The organism is Halococcus salifodinae DSM 8989, assembly GCF_000336935.1.
Classification (GTDB): Archaea; Halobacteriota; Halobacteria; order Halobacteriales; family Halococcaceae; genus Halococcus; species Halococcus salifodinae.
In genome coordinates this window covers 104,826-129,821 of record NZ_AOME01000054.1, presented here as the reverse complement: position 1 = coordinate 129,821, position 24,996 = coordinate 104,826, and the positions used below count along the sequence as shown (strand labels likewise).

The window sequence follows — 24,996 nt, the reverse complement described above, 5'->3', positions numbered from 1 at the left end:
TCGATCGATCCACCGATGAACCACACACGACGCGACACGCCCGATCGGCGGTCGACGTGCCCGCCGATCCAGCGGGGTGTGCCACCACCCGTGACGAACGACGGACGATCGAGGATCGGGATTGCCGATTCGAGCGGCGTTTCGATCCAACGGACTCGTCGCGACGGGCGTGTGCTCGGCGCACAGCATTCGACGAACGATGCGGAAGACGACACCACGAACACGAACCATGAACCATACACGACGGAACGTACTGCGCAAGGCAGCGGGACTCTCGGCGCTGGCGATCGGCGCGAGCGGAACCGTTTCGGCGGCGACTGACTGTAGCGGCGTGCCACAGTGGAACGCCGATACCGCCTACTCGGGCGGCGATCAGGTGGTCCACGACGGATCACTCTGGACCGCCGAGTGGTGGACTCGTGGGAGCACGCCCGCCGAAAGCAAGAGCGTCTGGACCCGCGAGGGGACGTGCCGCGGCGGAGGCGGAGGCGGCGGTGGCGGGAGCGCCGGTGGGATTTACTCCCTCTACGCGGGTACGTGGATGAATCCGGTCGACGGTGTGACGAGCCGGAACCTCGATCACGTCTACCTGACGGTCCTCGGCGACGCCACGGACGACGGCAAGGTGAACGCCGGGTGGCTCTCGGGCTGCAACACGGGCTCGTGCAGCCAGAAGCCACTCTCGACACAGACCGACACGATCCAAGCGCTTCAGAACAACGGCGTCGAGGTGCGAGTCTCGATCGGCGGCGCGGACGGGCGTGTCGTGGCTCGGGACGCGAGCAGCGCCACCGAACTCAAAAACGCCTACGCCAACATCCTCGACACGCTCGGCGTCAGCACGCTCGACATCGACGACGAGAACGCCGACCAGCGCTCCGAGACGCTCTACGGGATGCGCAACGAGGCGCTGGCGATGCTCAAAGCGGAGCGACCGAACGTCACGGTCGGCTTCACGGTCTCTGCGACCGCGGATGGCATCGTGAGTTACGGCCACTCGCGTGGCAAGACGTGGATCAAGGACGCCGAAAAGAAAGGCGTCGGCCTCGATTACGTCCAGCCGATGACGATGTACTTCCAGGGCGACGAGAACTTCGGTTCGATCTCCCAGTCGCTCGAAGGTACTGTGGACTTCCTGGAGACGGTCTACACCGGGAAGTCCCGGAGCGCGATCTGGTCGATGGTGGGCGTGACGCCCCTGCTCAGCCAGATATCGACCCAGGACGCGACGCAACTGGTCGATTACGCCGAGCGAAAGGGCATGTACAGCATCGCGCCGTGGGCACTGAACAAGGATACCAACGGCAAGTTCTCGGACATCTTCACGCAGTTCGGGTAACTGACGGGGACTGAGCCGCTCGAACGGGATCGAGGACGACCTCGATTTCCCCGGTTGGCTCCCGATGGCTCGCCGAGGAAGTCGCCACGACGATCCCCGATCCCATCACTTGCCGCCGGATCGCACACGAAACGAAAGACGACACGACGAAACAACGATGAAACACACACGACGAAGCCTGCTCCAGAAGGTATCGACAGTACCCATCGCGGCGTACGGCCTCAGTGGAATCGCAGCGGCGGCCGACTGCAGCGGCGTCCCGGCGTACGACTCGGGGACCGCCTATTCGGGCGGTGATCGGGTAACCCACGAGGGGGCGCTCTGGACCGCCGAATGGTGGACCAAAGGCACCGCACCCGCCGCCAGCCAAAACGTCTGGACCCGTGAGGGCGCGTGTGGACCCGTGAACGGAGGGCCGACGGCCTCGTTCACGGCGAGTCCGTCCGCGCCCGACCCGGGTGCGTCGGTCACGTTCGACGCATCGGGCTCGTCGGATGCGGACGGTTCGATCGCGTCCTACGAGTGGACTTTCGGCGACGGCGCAAGCGCGACAGGCAAGACCGCCACGCACGCGTACTCGTCGAACGGGAGCTACACCGTGACGCTGACGGTGACCGACGACGCCGGTGCGAGCGCCGCCACATCGACGACGGTCAGCGTCGGCGGTACCAGCGGCGGAGGCAACGTCTCTGCCAACACCACCCTCTCGGAGTTCTACTCGGCGTACGACAAGGACTTCTACCCGAAGGAGACCGAAGGCGGCGTTCCCGGGCTGCTCAAAAACGAGCTGCCCGCCGACGCCAGCGAGCACGGCGTGGATCTCAAGGCGATCCAGAACAACGCTGACGACGGTTCGATGCAACTCGCTGCGCTCGGTGGCCGGGGGCTCGGGTTGGTCAAGCGGTTCACCGCCGACGGGGTGCCACGGGAGACCACCGCGCGGCTCATGCCGTGGCTGACGTCGCTGCCCGAGAAGACCGAACCGATCCCGTTCAACGACGGGAGCGGACGGGATGGTGGCCTCACGGCCGACACGGGACCAGTTTCGGCAACGAACGATCCACCGGTGTTCGTGCAGGACGCGTGGCCGAGTGGATCACAGTTCGACGACGTCTACCACCAGTCCCAGCGGTCCGACTGGAGCAGCGGTGTCAGCGACAGCCAGTACGAAAACGCCGGCAATCCGATCGTCGACGCCACTACGAAGAAGAACCATCCGGTCACGGGTGCGTCGCTCGGGAGTGGATTCACCGCGAACGCGCCGTTAAAGGGAACTGCCGAACTCCACGGCGATGGCTGGATCTTCGACCAGTCGCTGGTATTCGAAAACACCACCAACGTGCCGCTGCTGATCGATGGCGCGGTCGTCTGGTGGGTCGGTGCGTCGAAAGACGGACGGGGTCTGGATCAGTTCTCCTACGACAACGCACAACGGAAGAACTTCTCGGTGGGCCACCCACAGCGCGACGTCATCGAGGTAAACCTACCGCCAGCGGACAAACCAGGTCCGTTCCAGGGAACCGACGCACCGCTCTCGGCGTACGGGGTCCGTATCGCACAGCACAACAACCCGTACATGTACAGGACGTGCTACCCCAATCAGAAGTTCTCGATGACCTACCACAACGTCACGGGCCCCGGCCAGTACGACTGGCCGCTCACCGACCTGGTCGACGTGATGCTCGACACCTGCCACGTCGAGTTCCGTGAACAGATGTCCAGCATCGACCAGAACACCGAGCTGGTCGCCACGCTCGATATGAAGAATCGCTACGGGAACTAGCGGCCCGTCGGCGGACGTTTTTTGAAGCGTCGATCCCGATTCGCAAGCAGCGCGACGACGAACGGTTACTCCGCCGGAAGCTCGTCGATGTACGCGTTCCAGACCGCCTCGGGGTCCTCGCACGCGATATCGGAGATGATCCGGCAGGCGTCGTAGCCCCACATGAACACGCTGTCGACGTCGCTGTCGGCGACGGTCCGGGTCGCGGTGTGGACGTCCTCGATGGTGGCGTCGCTGCCGTCGAGCCGGAACCCCTGGATCCAGATCTGGCTGCGCTTGTCGTACTCCTCGGCGAGCGACTCCACGAGATCGGTGAAGTAACCGACGAACTCCCCCGCCTCGTCGGGAGCGTGGATCGCCCAGTAGGGATCGGTCGCCAGCACGTCGAGCGCATCGTTCGCGGCGAGGCGTTCCCAGTCGGAGAGCCCGTGATCTGCATCTTCGCTCGGCAGGAGACAGACCGCGTTCTCTGCGCCCTCCTTGTGGGTGAGCGTCATCATCTCGTCGAGGAAGTCGAGTAAGGCGTCCTCGCGGAACGCAGTGACCCGGTCGGTCTGTTCGTCAGGCATCGACTCGCCGTACTCCTCCTCGTAGGCGGCCTGGCAGTGCTCGCATCGGCAGGCCCACGCGTCCTCGGGGTACTCCTCCTCGTGCCAGCTCGCGATGAACCAGTGGGGTTCGTCCCAGAACAGCACGTCGGCTCCGATTCCGGCGGCGTCACGAGTCCAGCCCCGCATATACTCCCGGAACTCGGGCGCGTTGAAGCAGGCTGCGGGGATGCGCTCGCCCGTCGAGAGCACCTGGCACGCATCGGGATGCTTGCCGATGAACGCCGAGAGCGCTTCGCCACCGAACACCCGGCCGACCGACCACGGATTGACGTAGGTCTCGAACCCACGGTCGTGGCTCGCCTCGATGATGTCTCCCATCGTCCCGGTATAATACTCCCGATCGCGCTCACTGAACGTGTGGAGGATCGCATCGAGACCCTCGTCGGCGAATCGATCGAGATCGCTCGTGACGTGATCTACGTCGCGGACGCCGAAGTAGCTCGTTCCGGTCTCCATACCACTCCCACCGAGGGGAGGGGCAAAAACCACGAGGTAGCGGCAATCCCGGTGGAACGAGGGGTTTCGGTCCAACGAACGTGAAGGCGTCAGCACGAACGACGCTCGACCGAGTGAAGCAAACTGTCACGAGGGAGTCTCGTCCGCCGATAGTTTTTTGCTGCCCAACTCCGCAGGGTGAGACGACCTGTCATGAGTAATGTCGATCTCTCGGGGGTCGCAAAGGTGTACGACGACGATCTCCTCGCGGTCGAGGACGTCGATCTCGCGGTCGAGGACGGGGAGTTCCTCGTCATGGTCGGCCCCTCGGGCTGCGGCAAGTCGACGACGCTACGGATGATCGCCGGTCTCGAAACCGCCACCGCGGGCGAGATCGAGATCGGGGATCGGGTCGTCAACGACGTCCGGCCTCAGGACCGCGACATCGCGATGGTGTTCCAGAACTACGCGCTGTACCCCCACATGACCGTGCGGGAGAACATGAGCTTCGGGCTCCGCCTCGCCGAGCACGACGACGGCGAGATCGAATCGCGTGTCGAGGAAGCGGCCGAGCTCCTCGAGATCCCGGAGCTGCTCGATCAGTTGCCCAAACAGCTCTCTGGCGGCCAGCAACAGCGCGTCGCGCTCGGCCGCGCGATCGTCCGCGATCCCGACGTGTTCCTGATGGACGAACCACTCAGCAATCTCGACGCGAAGCTGCGAACCCAGATGCGGACCGAGCTCCAGCGCATCCAGGAAGAGCTGGGCGTGACGACGATCTACGTCACGCACGACCAGACCGAAGCGATGACGATGGGCGACCGGATCGCCATCCTCGACGACGGCGAACTCCAGCAAGTGGCCGCACCCAAGACGTGCTACGACAGGCCGAACAACGAGTTCGTCGCCGGCTTCATCGGCTCGCCGAGCATGAACTTCTTCGACGTGACCGCGACACCGACCGACGACGGCGTAGCGCTCGCGGGAACGGGGTTCGAGACGAACCTTCCGATCGACCTCCCGGCCGGCGAATACACGCTCGGTGTCCGCCCGGAAGACCTCGCCATCGCCACCGGTGACGGCCATATCGATACCGTGGTCGATGTCGTGGAACCGATGGGAGCTGACAACTTCATCTATCTCCAGCCCGCCGAGGGCAGCGGCGAGATCACCGCACGCGTCGACAGCGAGTACCACCCCGAGCCGGGCAGCACGATCTCGCTCGGTTTCGATCCGGCCGACGTGCATTTCTTCGGCGAGGACGGCGAACGTGTCCCGCTCGACGACGAACCGAAGACGGTGACGACGGCCTGAAACGCCCTCGCCGACGATCGACGTGGATCAGTCCTTCACCGCACCGCTGGTCATCCCAGCGACGATGTACTCTTCGAGGAAGGCGAACAGGATCAGGAGAGGGACGATGCCGATGACCGACACCGTGAGCATCATCCGCCAGTCGGTCTGGAGCGCGCCGACCATCGAGAACACGCCCCGTGGGACGTTGTACTTGCCCGCGTCGGTGAGGAAGGTCAGTACGAACAGCAGGCGATTCCACGCGTAGAGGAACGTGTAGGTGATGCTGGCGACGAGCGCCGGCTTCGTCAGCGGCAACACGATCTTCGTCAGGATCTGGAGTTGGCTCGCACCGTCGATCCGCGCCGACTCCTCCAGGGAGACCGGGATCGTCCCGAAGTAGCCGTACAGCATCCAGACGTTGAACGGAAGCGTGAACGCCGCGGCCGGGATGATGACCGCGAGATAGCTGTTGAACAGCCCGAAGCCGGTGACGACATCGAACAGCCCGACGATCAACACCACCGGTGCGAACATCTGCCCCACCAGCACGGCCAGCAGGAACGTCCGCTTGCCCACGAAGTCGTTGCGCGCACACGAGTACGCGGCCGGGATCGCGAGCAGCAGCGTCAGGACGACGGTCCCGCCCGAGATCAGGAAGCTGTTCGCGATCCAGAGCAGCACGTCGGTCTGGCCCCACACTGCGAGATAGCTCTGGATCGTGGGCTCGGTCGGGACGAGGGTTGCAGGGGAGGCGAACAGCCCCGACTCGGGCTTGAGCGTACTCGAAAACATCGTGTAGAACGGGAACATCATGACCCCGAACAGCACGAGCAACACGCCGTAGAGACGCACTTTCCGCAGTCGTCCTCGGTCCTGGCCGGCCATCGTCACAGCTCCTCACCCCCGCTGGTGTAGACCCGGAGATAGACGACGGCGAACGCCATCAGGAGGAGAAAGCCGATGACGCTGTAGGCGGCACCCATCCCGAGATTGCCGTTTTCGAGCCCGGTCTGGTAGATCCACGTCACGAGGGTGTGGGTCGTGTCGATCGGCCCACCGCCGGTCATCGTCCAGATCACGTCGAACGAGACGAACGTCCAGATCGTCGAGAGCAACGTGGCGATCAGGATCACGCCTTTGAGCTGGGGCAGCGTGATGTGGCGGAACTGGTGCCACCGCTCGGCCCCGTCGACCGCGGCGGCCTCGTAGAGGTCCTCCGGGATCGACTGGAGGCCGGCGAGCAGGATGATCGCCATGAACGGCGTCCCGATCCAGACGTCCGCGGCGACCGTCCCGATCCACGCGATTTCCGGGCTTCCGAGGATGCCGATCCCTTCCTCGATCACGCCCAGTTTGATCAGGATGGCGTTGAAGTAGCCGTACTGTGGATGTTCGATCCACGTGAACACCACCGCCGAAATCGCGTAGGGGATCCCCCACGGGACGAGGAAGGCAGTCCGGAAGAACTTCCGGCCGGCGATATCGCCGTTGAGATGGACGGCAATGAGGAGGCCGAGCAGCGTCTTGGCCGCGACTCCGACGACCACCCACCGGCCGGTCTGCCAGAGTAGCTGATAGAAGACATCGCTGTTGAGAATCTCGACGTAGTTCTGGAGACCGACGAACGTCTCGATGCTGGTCTCGGAGGGAGCGCGGAACAGCGACAGCCGGAACGTCTCCAGGATCGGATAGCCGATGACCGCCAGCAAGAACACGATCGTCGGCGCGATCAGCAGATACGCGCGACTGTTCTGCTGGAGGTGATCGAGCCCCCGTTCGAGACGCGAATCCGACGTAGGTTCGGTGTAGTCTTCGGCGAATCCCATGTGATCGTCCTCACCCGGTCAGTTCTTCGAGATCGCTCTGGGCGTCGTCGAGCGCCTTCTGCGGCGATTTCTGGTCGCCCAGCGCCTCCTGAATCGCCTGGACCACCCGGCTGTTGAACTCGTTGAAGTTCGTGAGCTTCGGCCGGGCACGTGCGTACTGTCCCGCCTCGATGTACGGAGCCCAGTTCTTCGAGTCTTGGAAGTAATCGCGCTCGCCGACCGCCTCGATCGTGGGCATGAACCCCTTGTTTTTCGCGTACTGGAAATGACGATCCTCGTCGAAGTAAAACCGGAGGAGGTCCTTCGCAGCGTCCTCGACCTCCGTCTGGGCGAACACCGATACGGCGTCGATGGTGTTCAGGCTGAAGCGGCCTGTTGGCCCCTTCGGCACCTGAACGATGCCGTAGCCGAAGTCCGTATCGCTATCGTCGATGTTGATCCCCGTGTAGACGTGAGCGATCACCATCCCGAGATCGCCACCCTCGAACAGCTGACGGATGTCCTGACGGGTCGAGGACAGCGGCGAGGACTGGGTCACGCCGTGCTCGAGATGCAGATCCGAGAAGAACGTCAGCGCCTCGACGCCCGCGTCGGAGTTGACCACGGGTTTCCCATCATCGTCGACGAGGTCGGCACCGTGCGACCAGTGGTAGTGGTAGTACTGGGAGCCGGTCTCGATCGCGTCGGCACCCGCGAGGCCGAGCGCCGGCGTGTCGGTCTTCTCGGTGACCGTCTGGGCCGCCGCAAGCATGTCGTCCCACGTGTCGAGCGAGGGGTTCTCTGGATCGAGACCTGCCGACTCGAAGACGTCCTTGTTGTAGTAGAAACACTTGTTCGAGGCGGCCCACGGGGCCCCGTAGTACGATCCCTCGTACTTACAGCCCTCCGCCATTCCCTCGTAGAACTTCCCGCCGAAGTCGCCACCCATCATGTCGTCGAGCGGGACCAACGCCTCCTTGCCTACGAGCTGTGGGATCCACCGAGCCGGCCAGCGACCGACGTCCGGTGCCTTGTCGCCGTCGACGCGGTTGTTGACCGTCTGCTGGGCGTTATCCCACGTCACGCTCGTGAACTCGAGCGAGACGTCGTTTTCCTCCTCGAATTTCTTGTTGTTCTCCGTGAAGAACTGCTTGATGTTCTCGCCGACACCCATCGTGAGGAACTGGAGCGAGTTGCTGCCATCGCCTCCACCACTACCGTTCCCGTCACTACCGTTGCCACCGCCACCGATGTCACCGAGGCAGCCAGTGATGACCACCGCACCGCCGGCGCCGAGAGCGCCAAGCATCTCCCGCCGGTCGATGCTACGTTCGGCTCTACCCGCTGTTCTATCAGACATCACGGCTGTGAAACTCACCCACGCATATAAAACTTGGTTATACTGTAGCCCGCGTAACGTTTGTCGGCGGGAGAACGGACCATCTGTCCGGCCGATCGTCAGTAGCGTGCACTACCGAGTCGTTTCGTTTCGACTCGATGATAGTGCCGGGCCGTCGACGAACAGTACTATCGCGACCCGTCGGCGGTACAGTTAAGATTCTGCCGGGTGGCGCTCTCGGTATCGACCAATGACCGACATCGAAGGCGTGCTTTCGAACGAGACGGCCGTCGTCACCGGCGCATCGTCGGGGATCGGCCGAGCGATCGCCGAGCGGTTGGCCGAGGCCGGCGCAAACCTCGTCCTCTGTTCGCGCTCGAACACGGAAATTCAGGCGGTCGCCAACGCGATCACCGACGCCGACACGCCCGGCCGCGCACACGGCGTCGTCTGTGATGTCACCGATTCCGGGGACGTGGACTCGCTCATCGAGGCGGCCGTGGAACGGTTCGGCGGCATCGATGTCCTCGTGCCGAACGCCGGCGGGATGATCGACGACGATGCTCTCCATCGCATCGACGAGGACGTCTTCGAGGCGAACCTGGATGTGAATCTCACAGGTCAGTTCCGGACGGTCAAGGCGGCGCTGCCGGTCATGGTCGACGGCGGCGGTGGCTCGATCGTGTTCATGGGCACCGCGAACGCGCTCACCGGTATCGGCTTGACTGGCTACACGGCGGCCAAGGGCGGGATCCTCTCGCTCTGTCGGCTGATCGCCGCCCAGTACGGTCGACACGGCATCCGGGCGAACGTCGTTTCTCCCGGTACGATCGAGACCGAGGCTCGTGCTGACGAGATGGACGTGGGCGATCGGGACGACGAGCGGAGTGCGCGCGAGGAGTGGCTCGACCAGTACCCGCTCGGCCGGTTCGGACGGCCCGACGAAGTTGCTGACGCGACCCTGTTTCTCGCATCGGAACGATCGTCGTTCGTCACCGGGTCGAACCTCGTGGTCGACGGCGGTCTCACCGCCGGTCTCGATCAATCGTTCCACGAGCGCGTCTACGATGCGGACGAGGCACCGACACGGGAGTAGCCCGGCTCCGGTGTAGTGGACGATCGATCTCCGGCGACACCACACCGAGCATCTATGTACGCCCCGGTGGTCGGTCGAGTATGGAGTTCGCGATCTGGGCGTACCCGTGGAGCCTCGTGGACGAGGGTGTCGAACGGGCTGCGAGGCGATTGGAACGCATCGGGATCGACGAGATCACGCTCGCGACGAACTACCACGCAGTCCAGACGTACCACCCCCGCCAGCCGGGCCGCAGCACGTTCTTCGCGCAGGCGAGTGCGTACTTCCAGCCGGACGGGGAGTACGGCCGGCTCGAACCCGTACCGAACGAGCAGATGAGTGAGGACGATTGGCTGGCCGAGATCGTCGACGGGATCGCCGACACCTCGCTCGCACTCAACTCGTGGACCGTCGGCTGTCACAACTCACGGCTCGGGATGGCAAACCGCGACCTTGCGATCGAAAACCCGTACGGGGATCGACTCGTCTTCGGGCTCTGTCCGTCGAAGCTGGCGGTGCAGCGGTATCTCACGACGCTCGTTGCGGACCTCGACACACGAGCCCCGTTCGAACGGATCGAGCTCGAACAGTTCGATTACTTCTATGGAACCGGGTTCGGCTGGCACCACCAGAAGATCCACGTCGACCTCGGAGATCTCGGCGAGTTCCTGTTCGGACTCTGTTTCTGTGATGCGTGTCGAGCGAACGCGGCCGACGCCGGTGTCGACGTCGAGCGAGCGCGGGAGCAGTGTGTCGAGACCCTCGACGCCATTGCAGCAGGGAAGCGCTCATCGGACATCGACGTCGCCGCCTGGCTCATGCACCACCAGGCAGTCCGGTCGTACGTGGCGGTTCGCTGCGAAACCCTTGCAGACGTGTTCGCCGATCTTCGCCAGGAAGCCAACGCGGATCTCGGGTACTACCTCCCGAACCTCGCACCGGAGAACGCGTGGAAGTACGGGGCCGATCCCGACCGACTCGCGGCCGATCTCGATCACCACGTAGCCCTCGCATACGGATCGGATCGAGCAGAGATCACCGATTGCGTTCGTACAGCCCGATCACTCACTGACACGCCGGTTCACGCCGGCGTCCTCGCGGGCCATCCAGCGATCGAGAACCGAGCGGCGCTCGTCGACGTCGTGGACGGCCTCGCCGACGCCGGCGTCGAGCGTGTCTCCTTTTATAACGACGGGCTGCTCCCGGAACACAGCCTCGACTGGATCGACGCGGCGACCGAGTCGTATCGGTAGCCGCTACGGGATCGGCGAACGTCGAAGCGGTCCGCTACGGATAGACTCTCTTGAACAGAAAAGGTTGTATTTAGCCCAGCTCCTGCTCGTGCTTGGCTGTGTCGCGACTGAGCTCTGTCACTCGCGGACGGCGATGGGATCGACCGTGGAACGACGATAGATGGACTTTCGGGGAGGAGGTAGACAGAATAATTCGTATTCATCATCGAGACACAACAAGCCGGTCAAATCAACTGTGGTGTCTGAACGGGGTCAAGCGACGTAGGAAAACTCCGTCACAGTTTCTAGCAGATTTCGGGCAGAGTTTTGTACAACGACTTCTGAGTATCAGTCGTTTTGTACTACGACGAAGGATCCGGTGCCGGTTCCTCGCCCTGGCGGCCGTTGCTCAGCCGCTGGCGGTGGACGATTCCGACGTTGTTCGCGGTCCGTTCAGTGAACTGTCGGAACGCGTCGCCAGTCTCGCCGTCGTCGAGCACGATCGGTGCGCCATCGTCGCCACCTTCCCTGACGCGTGGATCGAGCGGGAGTTCGCCGAGGAACGGCATCTCGACCTCGTCGGCGAACGCCTCGCCGCCACCCTCCCCGAAGAGCGCGTGCTCGGAGCCGCAGTCGGGACACCGAAAGCCGCTCATGTTCTCGACGATCCCCAACACGGGCGTCTCGTGTTTGCCGAACATCTCCAGGCCCTTCTTGGCGTCGTCGACGGCGACCTCCTGGGGTGTGGTCACGATCACTGCGCCCGCGATCGGCACGGTCTGGAGGAGGGTGAGCTGGGTGTCGCCCGTTCCCGGCGGAAGGTCGATCACCATGTAATCGAGCGATCCCCACTCGACGTCCTCGAACAGTTGGGTGATGAGCTTGTGGACCATCGGACCGCGCCAGATCACGGGATCGTCCTCACCAGTCAGAAAGTCCATGCTCATCAGCTTCATGCCGTACTTCTCCGGCGGGATGATTTGCTCTTCGGCGGTGGCCTGGGGCCGCTCGTCGGCGTCGACCATCCGCGGGACGTTCGGGCCGTACACGTCGGCATCGAACAGTCCCACGCGCGCGCCCAGTTGCGAGAGGCCGGCGGCGAGATTCACGGCGACAGTGGATTTCCCAACTCCGCCCTTGCCCGAGGCGACCGCGATGACGTTCTTGACGTCGGGAAGGACATCTCCCTCGGCCGGCCGGTCGACGTTCGCGGTGAGTTCACACTCGATCCCCTCCTCGCTCAGCACCTCGCGCACCTCGGCCGCGATCGCGGTCTCGTTCGGGGAGTAGGGCGCGCCGAGCGCGAGCGAGACGTGGGCGACTCCTTCCCGCATTTCGATGTCGTTGACCAGGCCGAGCGAAACGATATTGTCACCGAGATCGGGGTCCTCGACGCCGCGAAGCAGCGATCGCACGTCGTCCTCGTTCATGGCCAGGGTAGCTCCGCCCGAGCGATAAGGGTTGGGAACCCGCCGATCGATCGAAGACGGCGGCTCGACGGTGCGTGGTGGATGGCTGGCCGCTGGTGGAGCGTCGGTGGATGGTTGGGCACCCGCCGCAGCGCCGGTTCCCGATCCCGACCCGGGTTTCGTTGGGGTTAAATACCCGCGTCGAATTAGTCCGAAACACGTACTGCAGGGGGTCGGCCCCGAGTTCGAGAGAGCGAGACTAACAGCGTGGGTCGTGGTAGCCAAGCCTGGCCCAAGGCGCAGGGTTGCTAACTCTGTGGCGCACAGCCTCCTGGGTTCGAATCCCAGCCACGACGCTCCGAACCACAGCATATGAGCGCAGAAGACCCAGACACACCGGCCGAGGACGAAGAGGAGGAGGACATCCGCTACTTCGTCCGAATCGGCCAGACCGACCTCGACGGGACGAAAAGCGTCGAGCGGGCGCTGACCGGCATGAACGGTGTCGGACGGCGGGCCGCTCGCATCATCGCGGCGGAGGCGGAGGTCGACCGATCGGCGACGCTCGGTCGACTCGACGACGACGCAGTCGATTCGATCATCGAGCACGTCGAAGGGTTCGCCGAGGACGTGCCGGCGTGGCTCACCAACCGCCCGGCCGATTACTTCACCGGCGAGACCACCCACGAGGTCGGCAACGACCTCTCGCTGACTCGTCAGCAGGACATCAACCGCATGCAGATGATCAGTTCGTACAAGGGCGTCCGCCACGAGCGCGGCCAGAAGGTCCGTGGCCAGCGCACCAAGTCCACCGGCCGCTCGGAAGGGACGATCGGCGTGAACGTCGAAGCCATCCAGGAAGAGATGGAAGAGGAAGCGGAGGGCGAATAGATGGCACTCGGATCCAACACCAAGGCCTACGAGACGCCGAATCATCCGTACCAGGGCGAGCGCATTTCTGAGGAGTCGAACCTCGTCGGGCGCTACGGCCTGAAGAACAAAGAGGAGCTGTGGAGAGCGCAGTCCGAACTTCGCGGGTTCCGCCGCGAGGCGCGACGACTACTCGGCGACGCTCAGGGCGATGTCGACGCTGCCGAACGCGAGGGCGAACCGTTCCTCGCGCGGCTCCGACGGCTCGGCATTCTCGACGAAACCGACGGGCTCGACGACGTGTTGAGCCTCGAAGTCACGGACGTGCTCGAACGCCGGCTCCAGACCATCGTCTACCGCACAGGCCTCGCGAACACGGTCCAGCAGGCCCGTCAGTTCGTTTCTCATGGACACATCGTCGTCGACGGCGCGCGGGTAACGACGCCCTCGCGGAAAGTCGACGTGAGCGAGGAGGATCTCGTGGGATTCGACGAGACGAGTCCGATCGCGGACGAACTGCATCCCGAACGAGCGGAGGAACAAGAATGAGCGCCGAAGACGAGGAACGGTGGGCGGTCGCACACGTCCACGCCTCCTTCAACAACACGATCATCACGATCACCGACCAGACCGGGGCGGAGACCCTCGCCAAATCGAGCGGCGGGACCGCCGTGAAGCAGAACCGCGACGAGGCGTCGCCGTATGCTGCGATGCAGATGGCCGAAGGCGTCGCCGAAGAGGTGCTCGCCCAGGGGATCGAGGGCGTCCACGTCAAGGTCCGCGGCCCCGGCGGGAACCTCCAGCAGAGTCCGGGACCGGGCGCACAGGCGACCATCCGGGCGCTCGCGCGCGCCGGACTGGAGATCGGCCGGATCGAGGACGTGACGCCGATCCCGCACGACGGCACGCGTGCCCCCAAATCGAGCGGGTTCTAACCAGTGAGCGCCGCGTACGACGTCGCGTTCATCGACCGCGACGACCGCGACGCTCGCTTCCTCGTCAGAGGGATCACGCCAGCGTTCGCCAACGGCATCCGGCGGGCGATGGTGGCCGACGTTCCCACCCTGTCGATCGACACCGTGCGCGTGGTCGAGAACTCGTCGGTGATGTTCGACGAGCAGATCGGCCATCGGCTCGGAATGATACCCTTGAACGCGCCGCCGAACGAGTTCGAGTCGGGCGAGGGCGTCACGCTGGGGATCGACGTTTCGGGCCCCGACACAGCGTACTCGGGCGATCTCGTCAGTAGCGATTCGGTCGTCGAGCCCGCCGAGGACAACGTCCCGATCATCGATCTCAAAGAGGACCAGCGCCTCGAAGCCGAGGCCGAGGCCGTGCTCGACACCGGGAAGACCCACGCCAAACATCAGGGCGGCGTGGCGGTCGGCTACCGCCACCTTCAGAAGGTGGAGGTCGTCGGTGACCGCGAGGAGTTCGCCGACGAGGAGCCGAACATCCTGCGAGGCGTCATCGAGGAGGACGACGAGCTCGTCCTCACCGAAGAGTTCGACAACGACCTCACGAACCGGTATCCCGGCAAGGAGGTCAGCGTCGAGGACGTGCCGAACGCGTTCGTCTTCCACGTCGAGACCGATGGCTCGCTGACCGTCGAGGAGCTGGTGACGGCGGCAGTCGACTCGCTGGAAACGCGCGCGAACGAACTCAAAGAAGCGGTCCAGTTGTAATGTATCGCCCCACAAACCACGGACGGTCGCGTGCCCGCCGCCGAGTCACGGCAGTAGGCATGCACCGGCACGACTCCATCGCGCGGACGCGTCGGCACGACGAGCGGACGCCACGCGTGCGACCCCTGAGTGACGTGCCGTCGATCGAAACTGGTTTGTGGGGACGGAAACGAGTGCAGTTCGCGTGCAGGGATAGCCAAGTCAGGTCAACGGCGCAGCGTTCAGGGCGCTGTCTCGTAGGAGTTCGCAGGTTCGAATCCTGCTCCCTGCATGCTCTTTTGGGAGACAAGTTATGAGCAAGACCAATCCGAGGCTCACGAGTCTCATCACTGAACTGAAGTCGACGGCCCGCGAGTCGGACAGTCCCGTCTGGCGGGCGGTCGCCGACCGTCTGGAGAAGCCCCGGCGCACCCACGCCGAGGTCAACCTCGGTCGGATCGAACGCTACGCCAAGGAGGAGGAAACCGTCGTCGTGCCAGGCAAGGTCCTGGGCAGCGGCGTGCTCGAAAAGCCCGTCACCGTGGCGGCAGTCGACTTCTCCGGTACGGCCGAAACGAAGATCGACCAGGTCGGGGAGTCGCTCGCACTCGAAGAGTGCATCGAGCAGAACCCCGAGGGGTCGGACGTCCGGGTGATCCGATGAACGCCGCGGAGTTCGACCCCGATATCGTGGTCGACGCCCGGGACTGCATCCTGGGGCGGGTCGCGAGCCAGGTCGCCGAACGCGCCCTCGATGGCGAGCGCGTCGCCGTGGTCAACGCCGAAGAAGCAGTCATCACGGGCGGGACCGACGACGTGATGGGCGTCTTCGAGGACCGCGCCGAGCTCGGCTCGGACAGCGGGCCGTACTACCCGAAGCGCCCCGACCGGATCATGAAGCGCTCGATCCGCGGGATGATCCCGTACAAGCGCCCGCGCGGGCGCGAGGCGTTCGAGCGCCTTCGTGTCTACGTCGGTGATCCCTTCGAGGACGATGCGGACGTTCTGGAGGGAACATCACTGAATCGGCTGTCGAACACCAAGTTCGTCCAACTGGGCGACGTGAGCGAGAACCTCGGAGCCAACGTCACATGGTAACGAACACCTCAGGCAAGAAGAAGACCGCGATCGCGCGGGCCACCGTCTCGGAAGGCGAGGGCCGCGTCCGCGTGAACGCGAAACCAGTCGAACTGATCGAACCGGAACTAGCGCGGCTGAAGATGGTCGAGCCGTTCCGTATCGCCGAAGAGCGCCGCGAGAGCGTCGATATTTCGGTCGACGTGAGCGGCGGCGGCACGGTCGGTCAGGCCGACGCGGTGCGGACCGCGATCGCGCGCGGACTCGTCGAGCACGCGAACGACGCCGAACTCCGCGACGCGTACATGGAGTTCGATCGGTCGCTGCTCGTGAACGACGTCCGCCAGTCCGAATCGAAGAAATGGGGCGGCCCGGGTGCACGGGCGCGCTACCAGAAGTCCTACCGTTAACATGATCGGGACACCAGTTTCGGGAGGACGACGGCCATGATGGTTCCCGTGCGGTGTTTCACCTGCGGGAAGGTCGTCGGTGAGCACTGGGAGCCGTTCGAGGCTCGGGTCGAGGACGGCGAGGACCCGGCCGAGGTGCTCGACGACCTCGGCGTGGACCGGCACTGCTGTCGCCGAATGCTGGTGTCACACTCCGACCTCGTCGACATCGTGGCCCCCTATCAGTGATGGCGCAGCGCTACAATCGGTACGAGAAGGCACGGATCATCGGCGCACGGGCGCTCCAGATCGCGTACGGCGCGCCCGTGTTGGTCGGGACCGATAGTACAGAGCCGATCCTGATCGCGGCCGAAGAGTACGACGCCGGCGTGCTGCCCTTCACCGTCAATCGGGGGAAACAGTGACGCTGATCACCGAGGTCCGGCTCCGACGAGTGCTCGACTCGCGCGGGAATCCGACCGTGGAGGCCGAAGTCACCACCGAATCGGGCGGGTTCGGTCGGGCGGCCGCACCGAGCGGCGCGAGCACCGGCGCGCACGAGGCGACATCGCTGCCCGCGAGCGAGGCGATCGCGAGCGCTCGCGAACACGCCGTCCCGCGGATCGAGGGCCAGGTGTACGCCGGCGATCAGCGCTCGGTCGACGCCGCGCTGCGTGCAGCCGACGGCACCGACGACTTCGGTGAGATCGGCGCAAACAGTGCAGTCGCGATCTCGATGGCTACTGCAACCGCCGCGGCCGACGCACTCGGTGCGCCGCTGTACCAGCATTTGGGTGGGGCGTTCCGCGGGAACGAGTTCCCGACGCCGCTCGGCAACGTGATCGGCGGCGGCGAGCACGCGAATGAGGCGACCCACATCCAGGAGTTCCTCGCCGCACCGGTGGGCGCACCCAGCGTCGCGGACGCGGTGTTCGCGAACGCACAGGTCCACGCCGCAGTCGGCGAGATCCTCGCCGAGCGTGACGTCCCCGCAGCGAAAGGGGACGAGGGCGCGTGGGCACCCGCGATCGACGACAGCGAGGCGTTCGAAATCGTCGCGGAGGCCACAAAGCAGGTCGCCGACGAGGTCGGCTTCGACATCGGGTTCGGCCTCGACGTGGCGGCGACCGAACTCTACGACGCCGACGAGGGGGTCTACCGCTACGGCGACACCGAGCGGACGCCCGACGAACAGATCGAGTACGTCGCGGGTCTCGTCGACGAGTACGACCTCGTCTACGTCGAGGACCCGCTCGACGAGGAGGATTTCGAGGGATTCGCCGAACTGACTGACCAAGTCGGAACGGAGACGCTGATCTGTGGCGACGATCTGTTCGTGACGAACGTCGAGCGGCTCGATCGTGGGATCGAGGCGGGCGCGGCGAACGCGCTGCTCGTGAAGCCGAATCAGATCGGGACGCTCTCGGACGCGTTCGACGCGACCGAGCGCGCCGTCGAGAACGGGCTCGCACCCGTGATCTCGCACCGATCGGGCGAGACCGAGGACACCACGATCGCACACCTCGCCGTCGCGACCGCCGCACCGTTCGTCAAGACGGGCGCGGTCGGCGGCGAGCGCACAGCCAAGCTGAACGAACTCATCAGAACCGAGGAAACCGCATGAGCAACAACGAAGAGGGTCTCGACGCGGCCGAACGCGACATCGAGGAGGAGCCGACCGGCGAAGCCGGCGCGGAACCCGCAGAAGACCCCGCAACCGACGTCAGAGACGAATCGATCGAGGGCACGACCGACGCCGACGAGGCGGCCGCGGACGAGGCCGAAGAGGATGACGGCCCGGCGTTCGACGAGGACGTCATGTCCGGCGACGAGGCCGACCTCCTCATCCCCGTCGAGGACTACCTCGGCGCGGGCGTCCACATCGGCACCCAGCAGAAGACCGACGAGATGGAGCGGTTCATCCACCGCGTCCGGACCGACGGGCTGTACGTGCTCGACGTGGGCCAGACCGACCAGCGAATCCGAACCGCTGCCGACTTCCTCGCGAACTACGACCCCGAGGGAATCCTCGTGGCCTCCTCGCGCCAGTACGGCCGATTCCCGGCAGAGAAGCTCGCCGACGCCATCGGGGCGCGCGCCCGGACGGGCCGATTCATCCCCGGGACGCTCACCAACCCCGACTACGACGGGTACATCGAACCCGACGTGCTCGTGGTGACTGACCCGATCGGCGACGCCCAGGCCGTCACGGAGGCCATCACAGTGGGCATTCCAGTGGTCGCGATGTGTGACTCGAACAACTCCACGAGCAACGTGGATCTCGCGATCCCGACGAACAACAAGGGCCGCCGGGCGCTGTCGGTGGTCTACTGGCTGCTCGCGAACGAGACGCTCGACCGCCGCGGTGCTGACACGATGTACGAGCTCGACGACTTCGAAGAGGGCATCTGAGCCTACGTTCGTTTTTCAGCGCTCCACTCCACCAGCGACGGCGTTCGAGACGGATTCGTGTCGCCAGACATCGTCTCTGACCGTAGCGCCGATCGGCGAGCGTCGAGGCCCGATTCTCACTCGACGGCCGGGTACGGAACGACATCGACCGGCTCGTCGGGTTCGAGTGCGGTTTCGGTGAGAACGAACCCGTCGGCGAGCGTCGCTCGCGTGCTCGCCGCGACGAGCCCTGGCGCGAATCGATCCTCGTAGAGCGGGAGCGACGAGTCGACGTGACCGAGCGCCGTTGCGCGCCCGTCCTCCATGACAACTGGTACCGCGTACTCGCGGTCGGCGTCGGGCATTGCGACGTGGTGTTCGGGGGTAGTCGTGACTGTCGAAAGATCGGTTTTCCCGGTGAACAGCGGTCGCGCGACCAGCACGGCAGCGGTGTGAGCCGCGATCGGTTTTCCGGGGAGTGCGACGACGGGAGTACCATCGACCACGGCGGCCATCACAGGGCGACCAGGTCGGAGACGAACGCCCTCGAATAACGGGTCATGATCCGCGAGGGTGCTCGAAACGTGGTCTGCTGTCCCGACGCTCGTCCCGCCAGACGTGAGGACGACATCGTGGTCCGCGGCCGCGCTCTCGATCGTTTCTCGAACGGCAGCGGGATCGTCGGGCACGGTTCGTGGCTCTGCAGGAACGTGCCCCCACGATCGGACGAGGTTGGCGAGGAACTCGGAGTCGCGGTCGGGCTGTCGACCCTCGTGGATCTCGGTCCCGGTCGCGACGATCCCCACCGCAAACCGCTCGCGGACCGGAACGGTGTCGATACCGACGTCGCGGCAAAGCGCCGCGTGTCGCGGCGCGAGTCGATCGCCCGCGGCGAACAGCCGCTCGTCGGCCGTGGCGGTGGTTCCCCGACGATGAACGTTCGTTCCGGCGGCGAGTTCCCAGTCCGCGAGTCGTCCCTCCGCGACGGTCGCGTTCTCGCGTTTCAGCACTGCGTCGGTCCGTGGCGGCAGCGGTGCGCCGGTGGCGATCCGTACCGCAGTTCCAGGGCCGATGTCGGGTGGCTCGTCCTCGGGAGCGATCTCGTCGACGACATCGAGCGGTGGCTCGTCGGCGGCCGCAGCGGCGTAGCCGTCCATCGTGGCGTAGTCGTGCGGCGGGACGTCGCGGGGCGCGTGGACGTCCTCAGCGAGCACTCGCCCGGCGATCGCATCCAGTTCGACGTGCGCCGTAGCGATGTCGGCGAGCGCTGTCGATCGCGCCTCGACGACCCGTTCGACCGCCACCGAGCGGGAGACCAGCTCGCGGTTCGGCATACCGTCCCGTGGCCCGATCACGTCATATCCCTTCCGCCGGTGTCGGACGATCGGGTGATGGTATCCGGACGATCGTGCGCGCGCGACGCGAAACCATGGTAATCTTTTTCATTACATAGCGACACGCTAGGGTGAAGGTGTCTCGCACGCCTTTCGGGAGCAACTCGACACATGGAATTCAGTGGAACGTTCGAACTCGAGGACACGACCACCGAGGAGGTGTGGCTCGCGCTCTCGGATCCGGTGATGATCGAGAGCGCGCTTCCCGGATGTGAGTTTCTCGTCCGGGTCGACGAGGACGACGTCGGTTTCGACGCGCTCCGCGAGGAGCACGCCGACCGAGACGTCGAACCGACCTCGGACCCGGAGGTGATCGCCGAACGGGCGTTCGAGGAGGGAGGACGCTACGCCGCCGTCATGCAGATCAGCATCGGGCCGGTGAATCCGACGTTCGAGACGACCGTGACGATCGATCACCGCGAGCAGCCCGAGATGGAAGCGTCCGGCGAGGGCTCGGCCGGTGATAGCTCGTTCGAGATGACCTCGGGAATGGAGCTCTCGGAGACCGACGACGGCGTCGGCGTCGACTGGAAGACCGAGGCCGACGTGTTCGGCCGGATCGCTTCGATGGGCCAACGGGTCATCAATCCCGCGGCGAACCAGGTCGTGAAGCGGTTCTTTTCGTCGATCCAGGACGAGATCCGTGAGCGCGAAATCGCCGAAGGCGGCGAGGTCGAAGCCGCAGAGTCGGCCGAGGAGTCCGGTGACGATCGCGGCATCGTCGACCGAATTCTCGGTCGGTCGGAGGGCAGGTAACACACATGACAGAACACGACATCGAGGTGACGGTCAACGGCACAGCACACGAACTCACGGTCGACTCCCGGACGCTGCTGGTCCACGCCCTGCGCGACGAGTTGGGGTATACCGGGACGAACGTCGGGTGTGAAAGCTCGACCTGCGGGGCCTGTACCGTGCATCTGGACGGCGATGCGGTGAAGTCCTGTACGCTGCTCGCCGTGCAGGCCGACGGGGCCGAAATCGGGACCGTCGAGGGACTCGCCGAAGACGGCACGTACGCCCCGATTCAGGAGGGGTTCCAGAAAGAACACGGTCTCCAATGTGGGTACTGCACACCAGGGATGATGCTCTCGGCGAACGATCTCTTGGAGCGCAACCCCGATCCCGACGAGGAGGAGATCAGGGAAGCGATCGAGGGCAATCTCTGTCGGTGTACCGGCTATCAGAACATCGTGAACGCGGTCGAGTTCGCCGCCGACGAGATGAGTGCGGCGGCAGCGACCGACGGCGGCGAGGACGTGACCGAGACGACCGCCGCGGACGGTGGAGGTGACGACTGACCATGGGAATCGAAACCATCGAATCCGACGAACTCGACGTGGAATCGGTGCTCGGCTCGGCGGTCGAGCGCCGCGAGGACCCCTCGCTCATCACGGGCGAGGCCGAGTACACCGACGACATCCAGCGGCCGAACATGGCCCACATGAGTGTTCTCCGGAGCCAGTACGGCCATGCGACGATCGGCGATGTCGATACCAGCGACGCCGAAGAAATGGACGGCGTGATCGGCGTTTACACCGCCGACGACCTCGACGTCCCCGGCGAGATCCCCGTCGGCTGGCTGCTCGACAGTCTGGAGACGCCGGTCCATCCACTTCTCGCGGGCGAAACGGCGCGGTATCAGGGTGACGGGATCGCCGTGGTCGTCGCCGAGGAGCGCTACATCGCGAGCGACGCAGTCGACGCAATCGACGTCGACTACGACCGCAAGGATGCAGTCATCGACCCGAAAGAGGCTGTCGAGGACGGCGCACCAGTAGTCCACGACGATCTCGACGACAACACCGCGTTCGACTGGGAGATCGGCGACGCCGACGAGACGGATGCAGCGTTCGACGAGGCGGCCCACACCGCCGAGGTCGATCTGACGAATCAGCGGCTGATCCCGAACGCGATGGAGCCGCGAGCGACGGTCGCGGAGTACAAGCCGGGCACCGAGGAGCTGGAGGTTCACATGACCTCCCAGAACCCCCACCTCCACCGCCAGCTCATGTCGGGGGTGCTCGACGTGCCCGAACACAAGATCCACATCGTCGCGCCCGACGTGGGCGGCGGGTTCGGCTCGAAGATCCACCACTACCCTGACGAGGCGCTCGCGTCGTGGTGTGCGATGGAAACTGGAAGACCGGTGAAGTGGACCGCCACCCGTACTGAAACGTACCTCACCGACGCTCACGGCCGCGATCACATCACCCACGGCGAGCTCGCGATGGACGAGGAGGGGACGATCACTGGGATGCGCGTGAAGACCCACGCGGGAATGGGCGCGTACCTCTCGACGTTCGCGCCCGCCGTGCCGACCTATCTCTACGGCACCCTGCTCTCGGGGCAGTACGACATCCCGGCGATCCACTGCAACGTGGTCGGCGCGTTCACCAACGGCGCACCCGTCGACGCCTATCGCGGGGCCGGTCGTCCCGAAGCGCTGTACGTCGTCGAGCGGCTGATCACCCTCGGTGCGCGCGAGATGGGGATGGACCCCGCGGCGTTCAGACGACAGAACTTCGTTCCCGACGACGACTTCCCCCACCAGACGCCGGTGGCGGTGGAGTACGACAGCGGAAACTACGAGCCCGCACTCGACAAGGCGCTGGAGGCGGTCGGCTACGACGACCTCCGAGAGCGTCAGGAAGAGCTCCGCGAGGAGGGGCGGTATCTCGGGATCGGACTTTCGAGCTACATCGAGGCATGTGGTCTCGCACCCTCGGAACTCGCCGGCCAGCTCGGTGCGCAGGCCGGCCTCTGGGAGTCCGGACTCGTTCGGGTTCACCCCACCGGGAAGGTCACGGCGTTCTGTGGCACCTCGGGCCACGGTCAGGGCCACGAAACGACCTACGCCCTACTGGTCGTGACGCTGCTCGTCTCGGTGGCCTCGGGCTTCTACGCCACCGGCGTCGACACCTCCTTCTCCCAGGACGACTANTCGGCCCCTTCGTAGAGCGCCTGGCCGATCCCCTGGGCGACGCCGCCGTGGACCTGCCCCTCGACGATCTTCGAGATCGTGGAGGGCGACACCGACGAAATCCCACAGGGGATGGGGACCTACGGCTCGCGCTCGGCAGCCGTCGGCGGCAGCGCGCTCGCGACGAGCTCGCAGAAGGTGGTCGAGAAGGCGAAGAAGATCGCCGCCCACCAACTGGAGGCGAGCGAGGAGGACGTCGAGTTCGACAACGGTGATTTCTCGGTCGCTGGCGCGCCCGAGCGCTCGATGCACATCCAGGACGTGGCCGCCCAGTCCTACCTCGCCCACGACATGCCCGACGGGATCGAGCCGGGGCTGGAGGAGACCTCCTTCTACGATCCCGACAACTTCGTGTTCCCGTTCGGGACCCACATCGCAGTCGTGGAGGTCGATCCCGACTCGGGCGAGATCGAGTTCGAGAACTACGTGGCCGTCGACGACGTCGGCCCACAGATCAACCCGAAGATCGTCGAGGGGCAGGTCCACGGCGGCGTCGCCCAGGGGATCGGCCAGGCGCTCTACGAAGGGGCCGAGTACGACGACAACGCACAGTTGGTGACGGGATCGATGCAGGACTACACGGTGCCGAAGGCCGAGCACATCCCGACAATGGAAACCGATTCGACGGTGACGCCAAGCCCGCACAACCCACTCGGCGTGAAAGGCGTCGGCGAGGCGGGGACCATCGCGGCCCCCCAGGCCGTCGTCAACGCGGTGACGGACGCGCTCCAACCGTTCGGCATCGACCACATCGACATGCCGCTCACGAGCGAGACGGTCTGGCAGGCAGTGAACGACGGCGCTGCGGCCGACGAGGGCGGGGCTGGTGGCGAGGCGGTTGCAGACGGTGGCGAGCAGAGCGAGTCATCCGGGGGTGAGGACTGATGTACCCCGACGAGTTCGACTACTACGAGGCCGGAAGCGTCGGAGAGGCGCTCGACCTGCTCGACGAGCATTCGGGGGCGGAGACGGAGCTGCTCGCCGGCGGTCACAGCCTGCTCCCGGCGATGAAAACCGGTCTGTCGAGCCCCGACGTCCTGATCGACATCAGCGGCATCGACGCGATGAACGGCATCGAAGTCGACGGGGACACGCTCTCGATCGGCGCGATGACCCGATACAGCGATCTCGTCGAGTCCGACGCAGTCGCCGAGCACGCGCCGGCGCTGGCGGAGGCAGTCCGCCAAGTCGGCGATGTGCAGGTTCGCAATCGGGGAACGATCGGCGGCAACCTCGCCCACGCCGACCCGGCGGCGGACCTGCCGGGCGCGGCGCTCGCCTCGGATGCGACCCTCGTGATCGAGGGCTCGGATGGGGAGCGCTCGATCTCGGCCGATGACTTCTTCTTCGGAATGTACGCCACCGATGTCGGCCCCGACGAACTCCTCACACGAGTGGAGATCCCGTCGGCCGACGGCAGAGTCGGCGCGTACGCGAAGAAGCCGAGTCCCTCGTCGGGCTACGCGATGGTCGGCGTCGCCGCGTTGATAGAGGCCGACGGCGGGACCGTCGAATCCGTCAGGGTCGGCGCGAACGGCGTGATGGACCACGGGGTTCGACTCGGCCCCGTCGAGGACGCCCTTGCAGGCGGGTCGCTCGACGCCGATACGATCGCGACCGCCGCAAGCCACGCTGGCGACGATCTCGACGAAGACATGATGATGTCGGATCTCCAGGCGTCGAACGAGTTCCGCGCCCAACTGCTGGAGGTGTACACCGAGCGGGCGCTGACCGCAGCGATGGATCGCACCGGCGGATCCGCGGCGGCCGACTGACGCCCGCGTTCAGTTCAGTCCGTCGCTTCTCGTCGCCTGCTGGCGACGAACCGATTATACGTCTCGATCCCTTGTGATAGGTGAGAACGCGTGTCACTACCGACAACCGACACGAGTCGACGTGGAGCC

28 protein-coding genes and 2 tRNA genes are annotated in these 24,996 nt (G+C 65.2%); 23 read left to right on the top strand and 7 right to left on the bottom strand.

The window, feature by feature from the left end; all coding sequences use genetic code 11:
- The first annotated feature begins 229 nt into the window (after positions 1–229).
- Together C450_RS10370 and C450_RS10365 are read left to right on the top strand one after the other, a co-directional pair.
- Positions 230–1,339: a carbohydrate-binding protein gene (locus tag C450_RS10370; RefSeq protein WP_169317818.1), complete on the top strand. Its 1,110-nt coding sequence runs from the start codon at positions 230–232 to the stop codon at positions 1,337–1,339.
- 157 nt (positions 1,340–1,496) lie between these two features.
- On the top strand, positions 1,497–3,122 hold the full coding sequence (locus tag C450_RS10365) for a PKD domain-containing protein (RefSeq protein ID WP_005043274.1): 1,626 nt from the start codon (positions 1,497–1,499) through the stop codon (positions 3,120–3,122).
- Between the two features lie 65 nt (positions 3,123–3,187).
- On the opposite strand, the gene C450_RS10360 is transcribed toward C450_RS10365, so the two are convergent.
- Complete coding sequence (locus C450_RS10360) at positions 3,188–4,189, bottom strand: hypothetical protein (RefSeq protein ID WP_005043273.1); 1,002 nt, start codon at positions 4,187–4,189, stop codon at positions 3,188–3,190.
- 192 nt (positions 4,190–4,381) lie between these two features.
- Between C450_RS10360 and C450_RS10355 the strand changes: the two genes are divergently transcribed.
- Complete coding sequence (locus tag C450_RS10355; protein ID WP_005043272.1) at positions 4,382–5,482, top strand: ABC transporter ATP-binding protein; 1,101 nt, start codon at positions 4,382–4,384, stop codon at positions 5,480–5,482.
- A gap of 27 nt (positions 5,483–5,509) precedes the next feature.
- Here the strand turns inward: C450_RS10355 and C450_RS10350 are convergent, their stop codons facing one another.
- Genes C450_RS10350 through C450_RS10340 form a run of 3 tightly spaced genes read right to left on the bottom strand, consistent with a single transcriptional unit; the run spans position 5,510 to position 8,629 of the window.
- Positions 5,510–6,355 (bottom strand): carbohydrate ABC transporter permease, encoded by an 846-nt coding sequence (locus tag C450_RS10350; protein WP_005043271.1) that lies wholly within the window; start codon positions 6,353–6,355, stop codon positions 5,510–5,512.
- Positions 6,352–7,290 carry a carbohydrate ABC transporter permease gene (locus C450_RS10345; RefSeq protein WP_005043270.1) on the bottom strand — a complete coding sequence of 313 codons (939 nt, stop codon included), beginning with the start codon at positions 7,288–7,290 and terminating at the stop codon, positions 6,352–6,354. The genes C450_RS10350 and C450_RS10345 overlap by 4 nt, the downstream gene beginning before the upstream one ends.
- A gap of 10 nt (positions 7,291–7,300) precedes the next feature.
- The gene (locus tag C450_RS10340) at positions 7,301–8,629 is read right to left on the bottom strand and encodes an ABC transporter substrate-binding protein (RefSeq protein ID WP_049910066.1); all 1,329 of its coding nucleotides are present in this window, start codon (positions 8,627–8,629) and stop codon (positions 7,301–7,303) included.
- A 229-nt stretch (positions 8,630–8,858) separates the two neighbouring features.
- On the opposite strand from C450_RS10340, the gene C450_RS10335 reads away from it, so the two are divergent.
- Complete coding sequence (locus C450_RS10335) at positions 8,859–9,704, top strand: SDR family NAD(P)-dependent oxidoreductase (RefSeq protein ID WP_005043268.1); 846 nt, start codon at positions 8,859–8,861, stop codon at positions 9,702–9,704.
- Between the two features lie 80 nt (positions 9,705–9,784).
- Complete coding sequence (locus tag C450_RS10330; RefSeq protein WP_005043267.1) at positions 9,785–10,936, top strand: hypothetical protein; 1,152 nt, start codon at positions 9,785–9,787, stop codon at positions 10,934–10,936.
- Between the two features lie 341 nt (positions 10,937–11,277).
- Here the strand turns inward: C450_RS10330 and C450_RS10325 are convergent, their stop codons facing one another.
- Positions 11,278–12,345 (bottom strand): Mrp/NBP35 family ATP-binding protein, encoded by a 1,068-nt coding sequence (locus tag C450_RS10325; protein WP_005043266.1) that lies wholly within the window; start codon positions 12,343–12,345, stop codon positions 11,278–11,280.
- A gap of 250 nt (positions 12,346–12,595) precedes the next feature.
- Here C450_RS10325 and C450_RS10320 point away from each other — a divergent pair.
- From C450_RS10320 to rpsB, 13 genes are all read left to right on the top strand, one after another.
- Positions 12,596–12,680, top strand: a tRNA-Ser gene (locus tag C450_RS10320).
- Positions 12,681–12,696: 16 nt separating this feature from the next.
- Positions 12,697–13,215, top strand: a complete 519-nt coding sequence (locus C450_RS10315; protein ID WP_005043264.1) for a 30S ribosomal protein S13 — start codon at positions 12,697–12,699, stop codon at positions 13,213–13,215.
- Positions 13,216–13,743, top strand: coding sequence for a 30S ribosomal protein S4 (locus C450_RS10310; RefSeq protein ID WP_005043263.1), 528 nt, complete (start codon positions 13,216–13,218; stop codon positions 13,741–13,743). It begins immediately after the preceding gene.
- Positions 13,740–14,129 (top strand): 30S ribosomal protein S11, encoded by a 390-nt coding sequence (locus C450_RS10305; RefSeq protein WP_005043261.1) that lies wholly within the window; start codon positions 13,740–13,742, stop codon positions 14,127–14,129. The genes C450_RS10310 and C450_RS10305 overlap by 4 nt, the downstream gene beginning before the upstream one ends.
- A gap of 3 nt (positions 14,130–14,132) precedes the next feature.
- Entirely contained in the window at positions 14,133–14,879 is a 747-nt protein-coding gene (locus C450_RS10300) for a DNA-directed RNA polymerase subunit D (RefSeq protein ID WP_005043260.1), read from the top strand.
- 186 nt (positions 14,880–15,065) lie between these two features.
- Positions 15,066–15,150, top strand: a tRNA-Leu gene (locus C450_RS10295).
- A 21-nt stretch (positions 15,151–15,171) separates the two neighbouring features.
- Entirely contained in the window at positions 15,172–15,522 is a 351-nt protein-coding gene (locus C450_RS10290; RefSeq protein ID WP_005043259.1) for a 50S ribosomal protein L18e, read from the top strand.
- Positions 15,519–15,956, top strand: a complete 438-nt coding sequence (locus tag C450_RS10285; protein ID WP_005043258.1) for a 50S ribosomal protein L13 — start codon at positions 15,519–15,521, stop codon at positions 15,954–15,956. Before C450_RS10290 ends, C450_RS10285 begins: the two co-directional genes overlap by 4 nt.
- Positions 15,950–16,345 (top strand): 30S ribosomal protein S9, encoded by a 396-nt coding sequence (locus C450_RS10280; protein ID WP_005043257.1) that lies wholly within the window; start codon positions 15,950–15,952, stop codon positions 16,343–16,345. The genes C450_RS10285 and C450_RS10280 overlap by 7 nt, the downstream gene beginning before the upstream one ends.
- Before the next feature lie 36 nt (positions 16,346–16,381).
- Positions 16,382–16,573: a DNA-directed RNA polymerase subunit N gene (locus tag C450_RS10275; RefSeq protein WP_005043256.1), complete on the top strand. Its 192-nt coding sequence runs from the start codon at positions 16,382–16,384 to the stop codon at positions 16,571–16,573.
- Positions 16,573–16,749 (top strand): DNA-directed RNA polymerase subunit K, encoded by a 177-nt coding sequence (locus tag C450_RS10270; RefSeq protein WP_005043254.1) that lies wholly within the window; start codon positions 16,573–16,575, stop codon positions 16,747–16,749. The genes C450_RS10275 and C450_RS10270 overlap by 1 nt, the downstream gene beginning before the upstream one ends.
- Complete coding sequence (gene eno, locus C450_RS10265; protein WP_005043253.1) at positions 16,746–17,948, top strand: phosphopyruvate hydratase; 1,203 nt, start codon at positions 16,746–16,748, stop codon at positions 17,946–17,948. The genes C450_RS10270 and eno overlap by 4 nt, the downstream gene beginning before the upstream one ends.
- Positions 17,945–18,736, top strand: coding sequence for a 30S ribosomal protein S2 (rpsB, locus tag C450_RS10260; protein ID WP_005043252.1), 792 nt, complete (start codon positions 17,945–17,947; stop codon positions 18,734–18,736). The genes eno and rpsB overlap by 4 nt, the downstream gene beginning before the upstream one ends.
- 116 nt (positions 18,737–18,852) lie before the next feature.
- Here the strand turns inward: rpsB and C450_RS10255 are convergent, their stop codons facing one another.
- Entirely contained in the window at positions 18,853–20,049 is a 1,197-nt protein-coding gene (locus tag C450_RS10255) for a molybdopterin molybdotransferase MoeA (RefSeq protein WP_005043251.1), read from the bottom strand.
- A gap of 171 nt (positions 20,050–20,220) precedes the next feature.
- Between C450_RS10255 and C450_RS10250 the strand changes: the two genes are divergently transcribed.
- From C450_RS10250 to C450_RS20845, 3 genes are read left to right on the top strand one after another with little or no spacing between them, the layout of a single operon-like run.
- Positions 20,221–20,865 (top strand): CoxG family protein, encoded by a 645-nt coding sequence (locus tag C450_RS10250; RefSeq protein ID WP_005043249.1) that lies wholly within the window; start codon positions 20,221–20,223, stop codon positions 20,863–20,865.
- Between the two features lie 5 nt (positions 20,866–20,870).
- The gene (locus tag C450_RS10245; RefSeq protein ID WP_005043247.1) at positions 20,871–21,410 is read left to right on the top strand and encodes a (2Fe-2S)-binding protein; all 540 of its coding nucleotides are present in this window, start codon (positions 20,871–20,873) and stop codon (positions 21,408–21,410) included.
- Positions 21,411–21,412: 2 nt separating this feature from the next.
- Positions 21,413–23,068, top strand: a complete 1,656-nt coding sequence (locus C450_RS20845; protein WP_005043246.1) for a xanthine dehydrogenase family protein molybdopterin-binding subunit — start codon at positions 21,413–21,415, stop codon at positions 23,066–23,068.
- Here the strand turns inward: C450_RS20845 and C450_RS21620 are convergent.
- The gene (locus tag C450_RS21620) at positions 23,050–23,145 is read right to left on the bottom strand and encodes a molybdopterin cofactor-binding domain-containing protein (RefSeq protein ID WP_005043245.1); all 96 of its coding nucleotides are present in this window, start codon (positions 23,143–23,145) and stop codon (positions 23,050–23,052) included. The genes C450_RS20845 and C450_RS21620 overlap by 19 nt on opposite strands.
- On the opposite strand from C450_RS21620, the gene C450_RS20840 reads away from it, so the two are divergent.
- Both C450_RS20840 and C450_RS10235 read left to right on the top strand, forming a co-directional pair.
- The gene (locus tag C450_RS20840) at positions 23,132–23,977 is read left to right on the top strand and encodes a xanthine dehydrogenase family protein molybdopterin-binding subunit (RefSeq protein WP_005043243.1); all 846 of its coding nucleotides are present in this window, start codon (positions 23,132–23,134) and stop codon (positions 23,975–23,977) included. The genes C450_RS21620 and C450_RS20840 overlap by 14 nt on opposite strands.
- The gene (locus tag C450_RS10235) at positions 23,977–24,867 is read left to right on the top strand and encodes an FAD binding domain-containing protein (protein WP_005043242.1); all 891 of its coding nucleotides are present in this window, start codon (positions 23,977–23,979) and stop codon (positions 24,865–24,867) included. Before C450_RS20840 ends, C450_RS10235 begins: the two co-directional genes overlap by 1 nt.
- The last annotated feature ends 129 nt before the right edge of the window (positions 24,868–24,996 follow it).